Origin of the sequence: Bradyrhizobium erythrophlei (assembly GCF_042430365.1) — a bacterium.
Lineage (GTDB): Bacteria > Pseudomonadota > Alphaproteobacteria > Rhizobiales > Xanthobacteraceae > Bradyrhizobium > Bradyrhizobium erythrophlei.
Window position 1 is genome coordinate 1 of record NZ_JBHMET010000079.1, and the last position, 11,643, is coordinate 11,643.

Annotated in this window: 13 protein-coding genes and 2 pseudogenes; 8 read left to right on the forward strand and 7 right to left on the reverse strand. The window is 62.9% G+C overall.

Going from position 1 to position 11,643, the window contains the following annotated elements; all coding sequences use genetic code 11:
* Nucleotides 1-124: 124 nt before the first annotated feature.
* A complete protein-coding gene (locus ACFFWD_RS14960) occupies nt 125-1,390 on the reverse strand; it encodes an MFS transporter (RefSeq protein ID WP_376966328.1) in 1,266 nt (421 codons plus the stop codon).
* A gap of 106 nt (nt 1,391-1,496) precedes the next feature.
* On the opposite strand from ACFFWD_RS14960, the gene ACFFWD_RS14965 reads away from it, so the two are divergent.
* Nucleotides 1,497-1,946: a winged helix-turn-helix transcriptional regulator gene (locus ACFFWD_RS14965; RefSeq protein ID WP_376966330.1), complete on the forward strand. Its 450-nt coding sequence runs from the start codon at nt 1,497-1,499 to the stop codon at nt 1,944-1,946.
* Nucleotides 1,947-1,959: 13 nt separating this feature from the next.
* On the opposite strand, the gene ACFFWD_RS14970 is transcribed toward ACFFWD_RS14965, so the two are convergent.
* Both ACFFWD_RS14970 and ACFFWD_RS14975 read right to left on the reverse strand, forming a co-directional pair.
* Nucleotides 1,960-2,292 carry a DHCW motif cupin fold protein gene (locus ACFFWD_RS14970; RefSeq protein ID WP_376966332.1) on the reverse strand — a complete coding sequence of 111 codons (333 nt, stop codon included), beginning with the start codon at nt 2,290-2,292 and terminating at the stop codon, nt 1,960-1,962.
* 178 nt (nt 2,293-2,470) lie between these two features.
* The gene (locus ACFFWD_RS14975) at nt 2,471-2,842 is read right to left on the reverse strand and encodes a nuclear transport factor 2 family protein (RefSeq protein ID WP_376966334.1); all 372 of its coding nucleotides are present in this window, start codon (nt 2,840-2,842) and stop codon (nt 2,471-2,473) included.
* 128 nt (nt 2,843-2,970) lie between these two features.
* On the opposite strand from ACFFWD_RS14975, the gene guaA reads away from it, so the two are divergent.
* Both guaA and ACFFWD_RS14985 read left to right on the forward strand, forming a co-directional pair.
* On the forward strand, nt 2,971-4,569 hold the full coding sequence (gene guaA, locus ACFFWD_RS14980) for a glutamine-hydrolyzing GMP synthase (protein WP_376966336.1): 1,599 nt from the start codon (nt 2,971-2,973) through the stop codon (nt 4,567-4,569).
* A 291-nt stretch (nt 4,570-4,860) separates the two neighbouring features.
* Entirely contained in the window at nt 4,861-6,117 is a 1,257-nt protein-coding gene (locus tag ACFFWD_RS14985; RefSeq protein ID WP_376966339.1) for a tyrosine-type recombinase/integrase, read from the forward strand.
* Here ACFFWD_RS14985 and ACFFWD_RS14990 read toward each other — a convergent pair.
* Entirely contained in the window at nt 6,071-6,367 is a 297-nt protein-coding gene (locus tag ACFFWD_RS14990; protein ID WP_376966403.1) for a helix-turn-helix transcriptional regulator, read from the reverse strand. The two genes, ACFFWD_RS14985 and ACFFWD_RS14990, sit on opposite strands and share 47 nt — an antisense overlap.
* 395 nt (nt 6,368-6,762) lie before the next feature.
* On the opposite strand from ACFFWD_RS14990, the gene ACFFWD_RS14995 reads away from it, so the two are divergent.
* The 3 genes and pseudogenes from ACFFWD_RS14995 to ACFFWD_RS15005 form a co-directional block, all read left to right on the forward strand.
* Nucleotides 6,763-7,038 (forward strand): helix-turn-helix domain-containing protein, encoded by a 276-nt coding sequence (locus ACFFWD_RS14995; protein ID WP_376966341.1) that lies wholly within the window; start codon nt 6,763-6,765, stop codon nt 7,036-7,038.
* 76 nt (nt 7,039-7,114) lie between these two features.
* Nucleotides 7,115-7,390: a DNA -binding domain-containing protein gene (locus ACFFWD_RS15000; RefSeq protein ID WP_376966405.1), complete on the forward strand. Its 276-nt coding sequence runs from the start codon at nt 7,115-7,117 to the stop codon at nt 7,388-7,390.
* A 191-nt stretch (nt 7,391-7,581) separates the two neighbouring features.
* Nucleotides 7,582-7,698, forward strand: a pseudogene (locus ACFFWD_RS15005) (IS110 family transposase); the annotation flags it as partial.
* A 179-nt stretch (nt 7,699-7,877) separates the two neighbouring features.
* On the opposite strand, the gene ACFFWD_RS15010 reads toward ACFFWD_RS15005, so the two are convergent.
* The 3 genes from ACFFWD_RS15010 to tnpA all read right to left on the reverse strand — a co-directional run bounded on the left by ACFFWD_RS15010 (nt 7,878) and on the right by tnpA (nt 9,325).
* A complete protein-coding gene (locus tag ACFFWD_RS15010) occupies nt 7,878-8,288 on the reverse strand; it encodes a hypothetical protein (RefSeq protein WP_376966344.1) in 411 nt (136 codons plus the stop codon).
* A 125-nt stretch (nt 8,289-8,413) separates the two neighbouring features.
* Entirely contained in the window at nt 8,414-9,130 is a 717-nt protein-coding gene (locus ACFFWD_RS15015) for a transposase (protein WP_376966346.1), read from the reverse strand.
* Between the two features lie 57 nt (nt 9,131-9,187).
* Nucleotides 9,188-9,325, reverse strand: a complete 138-nt coding sequence (gene tnpA / locus ACFFWD_RS45260; RefSeq protein ID WP_446680518.1) for an IS66 family insertion sequence element accessory protein TnpA — start codon at nt 9,323-9,325, stop codon at nt 9,188-9,190.
* A gap of 203 nt (nt 9,326-9,528) precedes the next feature.
* Here tnpA and ACFFWD_RS15020 point away from each other — a divergent pair, with 203 nt between their 5' ends.
* A complete protein-coding gene (locus ACFFWD_RS15020) occupies nt 9,529-10,617 on the forward strand; it encodes an IS110 family RNA-guided transposase (RefSeq protein WP_376966349.1) in 1,089 nt (362 codons plus the stop codon).
* 550 nt (nt 10,618-11,167) lie between these two features.
* Nucleotides 11,168-11,638, forward strand: a pseudogene (locus ACFFWD_RS15025) (relaxase/mobilization nuclease domain-containing protein); the annotation flags it as partial.
* Between the last annotated feature and the right edge of the window lie 5 nt (nt 11,639-11,643).

An 11,643-nucleotide genomic window follows, 5' to 3' on the forward strand; every position in this document is an offset into this window, starting at 1 on the left:
CCGAGCCCTCGGCGCGACGCTTGACTCACAAAGGCCTCATATGAGGGTGGGCAAAGGCGCGAAAGCGCCGTGCCCGCCATCACGAGCACGCCAAGAATGGTGGGCACGCTGCGCTTTGCCCACCCTACGCTTCGGAGCAGATGCCCGTGGGCACCGGCGTCCGGCTCACCGTGATCACCCAGAACAGCAGCGCCACCGCGCTGATGCCGGCGCCGAGCATGCAGACGCCGATCCAGCCGGCGATCGCATAGACGGCGGTCGAGGAGATCGCGCCAAGCGCGCTGCCGATCGAATAGAACACCATGTAGCCGCCGACCAGCCGGCTCGCCGCGTCGGGACGCGCGGCGATGATCAGGCTCTGATTGGTGACATGCACCGCCTGCACCGCGAGATCGATCATGACCACGCCGGCAACCACGAGCCAGAGCGAGGTGGAGAGGCAGGCGATCGGGACCCAGGCGGCGAGCATCAGCAGCAGCGACAATCCGGTGGTGCGCTGGCCCCAGCCGAGGTCGGCGAGCCGGCCCGAATTGCGCGCCGCCAGCGCGCCGGCGACGCCGACGATGCCGAGCAGCCCGATGGTCGTATGCGACAGCGAGAACGGCGGTGCCGCGAGCGGCAGCACGATCGCGCTCCAGAACACGTTGACGCTTGCGAAGATCAGAAGCGCAAAGGTGGCGCGCTCGCGCAGGGTCGGCTCCTCGACGAACAGCGCCGCGGTCGAGCGCAACAGCTGCGAATAGGATTGGCCGGTTCCGTTCGCGCTGGCCTCTGGCCGATGGCTTGGCAGGACCCGCGCCAGCAGCGCGGCCATGATCAGCATCAGCGCTGATGACGTCAGATAGACCAGGCGCCAGCCGCCGATGTCGGCGAGGGTGCCGGCGACGAAACGGGCGAGCAGGATGCCCGACACCACGCCGCTGGTGACGGTCCCGATCGCGCGTCCGCGCTCGGCCGGCGTCGCCAAGGTCGCGGCGAATGCGACCAGCACCTGCACGACGACCGCGAGCAGCCCGACCAGGATCATGCCGACCAGCAGCGCGGTGGCGCTGGAGGCGGTGCCGACGATGACAAGCGCAATCGCTGACAGCACGCTCTGTCCGACGATCAGACGGCGGCGATCCCAGAGGTCGCCGAGCGGCACGATCAGCATCAGGCCAAGCGCGTAGCCGGTCTGGGTCAGCGTCACCACGATCCCGATCGCGGCGGGCGTGATGCCGAGATCATGCGCCATCGCATCGAGCAGCGGCTGGGCGAAGTAGATGTTGGCGACACTCAATCCGCAGGCGAGGGCAAACAGCAGCGCCGTTGCGCGCGACAGCCCGCGCCCGGCGGTGTCACCGGCACCATATTCCGCCTGTCCGGCCGCCGCCGTGGTCTCGTTCGTCATCATCGCCTCCGCAAGTCACGCATTCCCATGTGGTCTTATAATGAGACCAGTTGCGTCGCGCGCTGTCTAGTCTTATTTTAGGACCAGATGGGGAGGAGGCTGTGAAATGAAGCGGACCGGTTTTGCCAAGGCCGAATGCCCGGTGGCGCGTGCGCTCGATGCGATCGGCGACTGGTGGTCGCTGTTGATCGTGCGCGACGCGTTCGACGGATTGCGCCGGTTCGGCGACTTCCAGACGAACCTCGGCATCGCCAAAGGCATGCTCACTGCGCGGCTGCGCAAGCTGGTCGCAACAGGCGTGCTCGAGCAGGTCGCGGCTTCCGATGGCAGCGCTTATCAGGAATATGCGCTGACCAAGAAGGGGCGCGACCTGTTTCCTGTCGTGGTCAGCTTAAGGCAATGGGGCGAGGCGCACCTTTACGCGCGGGGCGAAGCGCATTCGGCGCTGCTCGACCAGGCCGGCCAGCCGGTCGGGCGCCTGGTGCTGCCGTCGAAGGCCGGCCGTCCGCTGACGTGGTCAGATACCAGGGTGAGGAAGGTTGCCCGCAAGGGCTGAGTGCGCGATCCGTTCAATCCACGATGAACAGCGTCGCACCCGTTCTTGTTGACGAGCGGTGCGCGGCGTCGCCGAAATCCGAGACCTGATAGCTCATGCCCGGCTTCAGCGTGAATTTGCGGCCGTCGCGCAGCTCGGTGTCGAGCTCGCCCTGCACGACGAACAGCACATGGCCGCGATCGCACCAGTGATCGGCGAGATAGCCCGGCGAATATTCGACCATGCGCACCCTGAGCTCGCCGATATCAAGCGTGCGCCACAGGGCCTCGCCGGTCTCGCCCGGATGGATCGTCGGCGCGACCCCGCTCCAGTCCGTGACGGTGAAGGAAAGGGGCGGGATCTTCATGCGGTCTCTCCGGATGCGCGTTTGCGTAGGGTGGGTTAGCGTAAGCGTAACCCACCACCTTCGCGGCGATAACTGCCGTCATTGCGAGGAGCGGCAGCGACGAAGCAATCCATCTATCCTCGCACGCGGCACAATGGATTGCTTCGCTCCGCTCGCAATGACGGGGTAAGAGCTCGCCTCAATGCATCAGATGGTTCGCCGAGCCCTGCCGTATCTTGCCGGCCGCATCGAGCCGCAGATACTCGCAAATCTTGCTGCCGCGCTCGTTGGTGTAGAACACCACGAGGCTGTCGGGGCTGACGAACACGTCGATCAGGTCGAAATGCAGGTCGGGCAGGCGCTCGAGCGCGATCGACCAGTACTGGCGCAGCCGGTCCTTGCCGCGCAGGGTTCCCGTCGGGTCGAGGCCGAGCGCCGGGATCTTGTCCGAGGTCATCTCGGCGTCCTCGGCGTAGAGCGCCAGCACGCGCTCCAGATCGCGGGAATTCCAGGCGGCGATCCAGTCCTTGCCGAGCGCGGTCAGGCGCGCGGGGTCGTGACGGTTGGGCATGGTTTCCTCCGTTTGATATAATAGGTAAGTATTACTTACCTATATCGATTTGTCCATGCCCAAAGAAGAATGTGGGTGTGCCGCGGTGCGCGGTTGCGGGGGCGGGCATCGTCGCGTATTTGCTTGCCATGACAGCCGCACAACAAGACCGCCAGTGGTCGACGCCTTCAGTGGCCTCGGCGCATGACAAGATTCTGATTGTCGATTTCGGCAGCCAGGTGACGCAACTGATCGCCCGCCGCGTCCGCGAGATGGGGGTCTATTCCGAGATCGTGCCGTTCCAGAAGGCGGAAGCCGCCTTCAAGGAGATGAAGCCGAAGGCGGTGATCCTCTCCGGCGGCCCGGAATCGGTGCATGAGACCGGCTCGCCCCGCGCGCCGCAACTGATCTTCGCATCAGGCGTTCCCGTGCTCGGCATCTGCTACGGCCAGATGACGCTGGCGGCGCAGCTCGGCGGTGAGGTCGAGGGCGGCCATCACCGCGAATTCGGCCGCGCCGATGTCGAGGTGAAGACCGAGAGCTGCCTGTTCGACGGCCTCTGGGGCCTCGGCGAAAAGCACCAGGTCTGGATGAGCCATGGCGACCGCATCACGAAGATGCCGCCCGGCTTCAGCGTGGCCGGCACCTCGCCGAATGCGCCATTCGCGATCATCCAGGACGAGAAGCGCAAGTACTATGGCCTGATGTTCCACCCCGAGGTGGTGCACACGCCCGATGGCGCAAAACTCCTGCGCAACTTCGTCCGCAAGGTCGCGGGCCTCACCGGCGACTGGACCATGCGCGCCTTCCGCGAGGAGGCGATCGAGAAGATCCGCGCGCAGGTGGGCAAGGGCAAGGTGATCTGTGGCCTCTCCGGCGGCGTCGATTCCGCTGTCGCTGCGGTCCTGATCCACGAGGCGATCGGCGACCAGCTCACCTGCGTGTTCGTCGACCACGGCCTGTTGCGGCTTGATGAAGCCAAGACCGTCGTCGACCTGTTCCGCCATCACTACAACATCCCGCTCGTGCATGTGGATGCGTCCAAGCAGTTCCTCGGCGAGCTCGCCGGCGTCACCGACCCCGAGGTGAAGCGCAAGACCATCGGCCGGCTCTTCATCGACGTGTTCGATGCGGAGGCGAAGAAGATCGGCGGCGCCGAATTTTTGGCGCAGGGCACGCTCTATCCTGACGTGATCGAGAGCGTCTCCTTCACCGGCGGCCCCTCGGTGACCATCAAATCGCACCACAATGTCGGCGGGCTGCCCGAGCGTATGAACATGAAGCTCGTCGAGCCCTTGCGCGAATTGTTCAAGGACGAGGTGCGCGTGCTCGGCCGCGAGCTCGGCCTGCCCGAGATCTTCGTCGGCCGCCACCCGTTCCCGGGCCCCGGCCTCGCCATCCGCTGCCCCGGCGACATCACCAAGGAAAAGCTCGACATCCTCCGCAATGCGGACGTCGTCTACATCGACCAGATCCGCAAGCACGGCCTCTACGACCAGATCTGGCAGGCCTTCGCGGTGCTCTTGCCGGTCAAGACCGTCGGCGTGATGGGCGACGGCCGCACCTACGAATACGTCGTCGGCCTGCGCGCCGTCACCTCGACCGACGGCATGACCGCCGACTTCTATCAATTCGACATGAAGTTTTTGGGCGAGACGGCGACGCGGATCATCAACGAGGTGAAGGGCGTGAATAGGGTGGTGTACGACGTGACGTCGAAGCCGCCGGGGACGATCGAGTGGGAATAATTCAGCCCCATCCGAGCGTATCCGGAAATTCGCCGGACTATGATACAAGTCATTGAAATCAAAAATAAATAGTTCTTTTTGCTATCGCCGACTATCGGCACGCAGCGTTCGGCTCTGCCAATCCGACTGACGGACCCCGATATCTTGCCCAGCCGAATCTTTGAACGTACCGTCACGAGAAATGCGGCTCGTGACGGTACTTTTTCGGCCTTAACAGATTGAATTTTCTTGAAATTCTCTGCTGCGAACCTCCGAAAAAGCGCTGACGGTACTTTTCTGGAGACGGTAGGAATGCTGACGGACGTTGCTCTCAAGGCTCTGAAACCACGGGAGAAAACCTACAAAGTTGCTGACCGCGACGGCATGTATGTTCGCGTCCTGCCGAGTGGTACGATCTCGTTTCTCTTGGATTACAGGATCAACGGACGCCGGGAGACGGTCCATCTGGGCAAGTACGGGCGCGATGGAATCTCGCTTGTGCGGGCTCGAGAGAAATGCCTCGACGCGAGGCGCGCTGTTCGCGAAGGACGATCGCCCGCGATAGAGAAGCAGCGCGAGAAGCGCCGTCTGAAGGAAGCGAAGAGCTTTGGCGAGTTCGGGGAGAAGTGGCTCATCGCCGCGCCGATGGCCGACAGCACGCGCGCCATGCGGCGATCGATCTTCGAGAGAGAGCTTTTGCCAGTCTGGCGCAACCGGCTCCTAACGGAGATCACGCCGAACGACCTGAGGGCTCATTGCGTCAAAATCGTTGACCGTGGCGCTCCGGCGACCGCAATCCACGTGCGAGACATTCTGAAGCAGATCTACGGCTTCGCAATCCTGCACGGTGAGAAGATCGCCAACCCAGCCGATGAAGTGGGGCCAGCATCAATCGCGACCTTCGTACCCAAGGATCGTTCACTCTCGCCTTCCGAAATCCGAGTGATGCTGAAGCAGCTAGAGCACATCGCCACGCTTCCCACGATCCGTTTAGGAATGCGGCTCTACCTACTCACGATGGTGCGCAAGAGCGAGCTGCAGGACGCGGTGTGGGATGAGGTCGACTTCGAGAATGCGGTGTGGACGATCCCGAAGGAACGGATGAAGCGCTCGAAGGCGCATAACGTTTACCTGTCGCGCCAGTCGCTCGACATCATGATCGCCTTGAAGACCTGCGCGGGCAATTCGCGATACCTCCTACCGTCGCGTTACGATGCGGACGCTCCGATGTCCCGCGCGACTTTCAACAGAGTGACCTACGCGGTCGTCGAACGAGCGAAGGCGGAAGGGTTACCTCTTGAGCCGTTCACGGTTCATGACCTGCGGCGGACCGGTTCAACTCTACTGAATGAACTTGGCTTCAACAGGGACTGGATCGAAAAGTGCCTGGCGCACGAGGACGGTCGCTCGTCCCGTGGAGTCTACAACAAGGCCGAGTATGAGGTGCAGCGTCGACACATGATGCAGGAGTGGTCGGATATCTTGGACGCGTGGGTTGACGGTAGAAAGCATGTGCCGACGCTCATACCTCCGTCGATGCCGATCTTGGCGCCCGATCCGACTCTTTGACAGGACGGGCTCGCCTCTGCCTCACGTCGGGGCCAGGTGCACGCAAAATTGGTTTGGAACGACGGGCCGCGAGCCATGCCTGAACCTCGCTTAAATCCCAAACCACGCATCGTGGGGTCAAAGCGAAGCGTCTCGGAAATTCGCCTCGCTGCTCCATTTCGTAGATGGTGCTATCCGCCAGGGGTACGATTTCTCGCAGCTGGTGCCGTCGAATAGTGCGTTTGATCAGTGGTTTTTCTTGAGCTTGCATCTCCGAAGCCATTCACGATTGGACGGAGTTGATTGAAATCAGTAGTCTTCAAAAGAGCAAGCCGATTGGGAAAGTAGTAGGGCCGCCGGCGGCTGCAGCGTACGAACGAATTATTCGACGAAGGAAATCTGGTAGCCACGCCGTCGTTGGTGCTCGGCGAAGAGCCCGTAACCGGCTGCGGACGCTCCGAATCGACGATCCCCTCCGGATGTCCGGCTAGCTCAAGAATACTGTGACACCGCTGTCCGGGACCGGCGTACAGTCGGGAATCGAGGAGCAACGAGCGACCGTTCGATAGGGCGGAAACGCTAAAAAATCGCTAGCCAATCGCCTGATGACGACTATTATAGTCGTTTCCGTGGCGTTTCGCCCGCTGCGTGTGGCGGTGATCATGCATGATCACTACCCGCCAGGTGCGGGCCGCACGCGCGCTTCTCGGTTGGACACAGGAGATGCTCGCTGACAAGGCCTTGGTCGCTCTAACGGCCCTCAAACGCCTCGAGTCCGAAAGTGGTCTCGAAGTGCGCGAAGACACGCGTGATCGCGTCCGTCGCGCTCTGGAGGGGGCTGGAATTGTCTTCCTGGTCTCTGAGCAAGGCGAAGGTGTGATGCGGGTTCGAAACCCCGGTGGCGCTCGTGCAGCGTTGCGCCGTGGTGGAAAAGCTGGATGAGTATCGCGATCACCTAGATCTTCTGCTTCCAGCCGTGGACGTCAATGCAGTCCACCGCTGTTATGCAGGATACCAGATGCAAAGCCCCCCGTTTGATCCCGAGGTTGCCGACACTGCGCCAACGGATCCAACTCTCACGAAATATGATCGTGAGCATTTGGCGACTTATTTGCGGCTCCTTGACGCCGAGGCCGATGGCGCCGACTGGCGTGAAATCGCGCAGATTGTGTTGCGCATAGACCCGGATCGAGAACCGGACCGCGCACGCCGTTCATTCGACACTCATCTGGCCCGAGTGAGATGGATGACCAAGCACGGCTATCGGCATCTCCTGCGCCTCAGCCCCACTTAGCTATTCACTTAGTTGGATGACTTCGAAGCCAACCAGCCCGCGAGAAAAGAACCTTCTCGGGCATGCGGTGATCTTCTGGTTGCATCGGAATTGTGGATTGACGGTCGGGGCCGTGGTGCGAAGTAATCCTTAATCTAGCGGCGCATTCTCGTTTTGCCCTCCAATCGGCATCCCGCTTTTGCGCTTCCTTACTCCACGGGCGGATCAGCAAGGTGGGCGACGTGCGGCGGGCGCTGCAGGAAGCGGCGAGCATGCTGCTGACGCGCTTCAAGAAAAAGGACAAGGCGCAGGGCCTGGCGCTAGCGAAGTCGACAGCGAGGGGCAGACCGTTCGCGAGGTGAAGATCGGCACCGAGCCGGCGGCGCTCCGCTCTTGAGGGCTGCGCGGATCGCTTGGATAGAGCGGGAGCTGAGGCGTCATCGCTGGGCATTTGGCTCTATCACGAACTGCAGCCCGCCGGAGTTCCGATCATCATTGTCGAAACGCGTCACATGCGGGTGTCGTTGTCGACGATGCGCAACAAAACCGACCAAATGATGCGCGCGGCATCGCGCAGATGATGCGATTGGGCTGGTATCGCGCTGCCCATGTCAAGAACATCGACATGCAGAAGATGCGCACACTGCTGACCAACAGGAAGCTTCTCAAGCGCAAGCTGATCGACGTCGAGAATCACATTCGCGGGGCGCTGCAGGCCTATGGTTTGTTGGTCGGAGCAGTCGCCCGGGGCGCTTACGAAGCACGCATTCGCGAGTTGCTCGAGCGCGATGATCCGATCTTCGCGATGACCATCGAAGTCATGCTTGCCGTGCGGCGGGCGAGCATGCTGTGCGCGATCACTGCGGTCGCGCGCAAGCTCGCAAGCATCTTGCATCGGATGTGGGTCAGCGAGACCCATTTCAAAGTCGGCTTCGGTGCCAAGGTTACGCGGCGGCCGCGATTGAAGCCTGCGCAGTAAGTGCTGCAGGGATCACGAGGAACTAGCGCTGGTATTGCATCCAGCATGCTGAAGGGGAGCAAAGATTAGGGATCCGCGCGCGCGGTGAGCGTCCCCTGGCGGGGCCGCGAAACGGGGAATATCCGCCATCTCCTGCCGGTGGGAGCAAAGACGCGCCGGCCGTCCAGCAGGTCAACCGCCACCATTCCCTTTGGTGGATGCACGAGGTCTCGCAGCAGGCGCGTTGGCCCTGCGTCATCCGGAAGCGTAACGGGCGCAAGCTGCGCGCGCTTCTTCCGCGCTACGCCGAACTGCACGCGCCATCGGAACAACATACCCGCGACGATCCCGTACTTGCGCGCGACCCGCGAGACGCTGACGCCGGGCTGGTCGCTCTCGAGCGCGATGGCGCGTTTTTGCTCGTCGCTAAAGAAGCGCCGGACAGGCTGCCGAGGCGACACCGGATCGTCGCTCGGCGGAGCTGTCAAGCTCGATTTCGGCGTCGCTTGCTTAGCACTAGTGCTAGCGAAGAGCCGGGCGGAGGGATGCAGATGAGCCCGCCACTTGATTTCGACCTCGGCTTCATCCAAATGGTCACGCCAGCGCCGCAGCGAGTAGGGCGAGAGTTGTAATGCTGCGGCATATTCGCGAACGCCCATGCCGCTCCAGGTCATCGCCTCGACATGCATCGCCCAGAAGGCCTGAAGGGCCTTGTTGCGCACGTCGGTGCTCACGGAGAAGCGCAGCCGAGTGCGCTTCTTGCGCTGTTTGTCGTGCGCTTCCCGACGCTTCTGACGGCGCAATTCCGCCTGATCTTCCGCGTGTTTGCGGGCGGCTTCCTTGCCGGCCAGATACTTCAGTCAGCGATCGAACGTGCACTTCCAGAGTCGGTGCTGACGGCAGTAATTCGTCCGATCCAATCCGCTCTGACGCCAGGCTTCGATGTGAACCAGCCAAAAGGACTGTCGTGCCTTGTTCTCGAAATGTCTCAAATTCACCGGAGATCCTCCACGCTACGAGGGAGCTCCGCATGGTGCGCAATTGCACTACTCAATCCGGGTGCAGAGATCGGACGCTTACGCGATGGCGAGCGATGGCCGCCCGTAATCGGTCTGCGCCGGAAATTGCGGCAGATGATCACGTGGCTCGCGCGATGAATGACGTGCACAGTGCGCCGCCTCAGCAACGCGGGAGGCGGGTGATGGACTTCTTCTGTGGCCTGGATGTCGGCATGGACGAGACGGCGATCTGCGTGGTGGACGACGCGGGCAGGGTGGCGCTGGAGGTCACGGTGGTGACCGATCCGGACGCGATCAAGGCGGCGCTCACGCCGTATCTGTCGCGCTTGCGGCGGGTTGGCCATGAGGCAGGCTCGCTGTCGCCCTGGCTGCATCCGGAATTGCTCAAGCTCGGGCTGCCGGCGGTCTGCCTGGAAACCCTCCACGTCCGCGCCGCGCTGAAGGCGCAGCGCAACAAGACCGACAAAGCCGACGCGCTCGGCATTGCCCACATCATGCGCACCGGCTGGTTCCGGCGGGCCCATATCAAGAGCGCGGCCTGCTACCGGCTGCGGCTGTTGTTGACGCACCGGCGCAATTTGAAGCGCAAGTTCCTGGATCTGGAGAATGCGATCCGGCATTCGCTCAAGGTGTTCGGCATCCGGCTGAACCGGGTCGGGCGCGGCGGTTTTGCGCAAGCCGTGCGCGAGGCGGTGGCCGGTGACGCGCTGGTCAGCGAGCTGATCGACGCCATGCTGACTGCGCGCGCCGCGCTGTGGAAGCAGTATTGCCGGCTGCACGACCTGGTCGTCCGGCTGGTCGCCGGCCATGAGCTGTGCCGGCGGTTCATGCAGATTCCCGGTGTCGGCCCGATCGCGGCGCTGAGTTTTATGACCGCGGTCGACGATCCCTCGCGCTTTAAGCGCTCGCGCGACGTGGCGGCGTATTTTGGCCTGACCTCGCGGCGCTGGCAGTCCGGTTCCTCGATCGACGTCCAGGGACGGATCAGCAAGGCGGGTGATGGTGACGTGCGGCGGGCGCTCTACGAGGCGGCGAGCGCGCTGCTGACGCGCTACAAGAAGAAGGACAAGGTGAAGAGCTGGGGCCTGGCGCTGGCGAAGCGCGCCTCGCACCGCAAGGCGACGGTGGCGGTGGCGCGCAAGCTTGCCGTGATCATGCATGCAATGTGGAGGCGCGGTACGGTCTACTGCGGCGATCCGTCCGCATCTGCAGCGGAGACGCGCGCGCGTGCGGCCCTCAAGCGGCGCAAGCTGCTCGGGGCTTACGCATGAGGCGCGCGATCAATCGACCTGCCAACGACGCGGTGATCGCCGCGAACTGAACATGGAGCTCCGCCGCAGGCGGATGAGGACTGGTGCAGCACAACGACGACGGAACGCACGTTATCTTGCCTGCGACGGCGCATCTTGAGATGCCAGCCGATCGCGCTGGATTGCCTGTGATGTGGCTCCGTCATGCCGATGGAAAGATGCGCCGCGACGGTGTCCGCGCTGCCTTGCTGCAGCGAATTTGTGCCGTCGATGAGCGCGGAAGAGTGCACGGCGCACCGGGACTCGTGGCTGTGGTGGCGCGTCGCGTTCAAGCGTGGCGCAGAGGACCTTGTCGTAGAAAAGAAAGGAAGCGAGAATGGGTGACGTGGTGCGAAAACAACGCCCGATTAAGAGGGCGAGATAAAAGGCCGCGAGGTGCGGCGTTGGTCGGTCGTGTTGTTTCAAGGGGTTATGCCGCATTTTCGCGAGGTGCCGGCTCTTCGCGCACCTCGCGGCGCCCCGGATTTCCTATCGTTCTCCGCGCCTTGGTGCGATGTGCGGGGCCTCAAGCATGAGCGGCGAGGATGATTTCCGCATCCGGCCCGGCCGCATCCGCTCGTCCAGCGCACAACGCGCCAGACCCTTCGTCGCGCAGGCGCTCGCCGCCGCCGAGAGGGCCGGCGTCCAGGACTCGCGCTCCGGCCGGATCACGCCCGGCAATCGCTCGAGCTTCGGGCGCGGGCGGGGCGATCGCCACCAATTCCGCTTCATCGTCGCCCCTGAGGATTGAGCCGAGATGGGGGACTTGCGCGGCCTTATCCGCGACCTGATGCGGCAGTTAGAGATCGACCTAGAAGCGCGGCTCGACTGGGTCGCGGTTGATCACAACAATACGGTCATCCCCACACTCATATCCTTGTCCGAGGCGTAACCGACGATGGCAAGATTCTTAATATCGCCGGCGACTATATCGCTCATGGCATTCGGCACCGGGCGCGAACTGGTCACCCTGGAATTGGATCATCAGAACGAGAGCGAGCTGCAGGC

What these genes read in the sequence shown, in the direction of transcription:
- ACFFWD_RS14965 (WP_376966330.1), top strand. Translation starts at nt 1,497, where the DNA reads ATGAAGCGGACCGGTTTTGCCAAGGCCGAATGCCCGGTGGCGCGTGCG.
- guaA (WP_376966336.1), top strand. Translation starts at nt 2,971, where the DNA reads ATGACAGCCGCACAACAAGACCGCCAGTGGTCGACGCCTTCAGTGGCC.
- ACFFWD_RS14985 (WP_376966339.1), top strand. Translation starts at nt 4,861, where the DNA reads ATGCTGACGGACGTTGCTCTCAAGGCTCTGAAACCACGGGAGAAAACC.
- ACFFWD_RS15020 (WP_376966349.1), top strand. Translation starts at nt 9,529, where the DNA reads ATGGACTTCTTCTGTGGCCTGGATGTCGGCATGGACGAGACGGCGATC.
- ACFFWD_RS15010 (WP_376966344.1), bottom strand. Translation starts at nt 8,288, where the DNA reads ATGGGTCTCGCTGACCCACATCCGATGCAAGATGCTTGCGAGCTTGCG.
- ACFFWD_RS14990 (WP_376966403.1), bottom strand. Translation starts at nt 6,367, where the DNA reads ATGCAAGCTCAAGAAAAACCACTGATCAAACGCACTATTCGACGGCAC.
- ACFFWD_RS14960 (WP_376966328.1), bottom strand. Translation starts at nt 1,390, where the DNA reads ATGACGAACGAGACCACGGCGGCGGCCGGACAGGCGGAATATGGTGCC.
- ACFFWD_RS14975 (WP_376966334.1), bottom strand. Translation starts at nt 2,842, where the DNA reads ATGCCCAACCGTCACGACCCCGCGCGCCTGACCGCGCTCGGCAAGGAC.
- ACFFWD_RS14970 (WP_376966332.1), bottom strand. Translation starts at nt 2,292, where the DNA reads ATGAAGATCCCGCCCCTTTCCTTCACCGTCACGGACTGGAGCGGGGTC.
- ACFFWD_RS15000 (WP_376966405.1), top strand. Translation starts at nt 7,115, where the DNA reads ATGCAAAGCCCCCCGTTTGATCCCGAGGTTGCCGACACTGCGCCAACG.
- ACFFWD_RS14995 (WP_376966341.1), top strand. Translation starts at nt 6,763, where the DNA reads ATGATCACTACCCGCCAGGTGCGGGCCGCACGCGCGCTTCTCGGTTGG.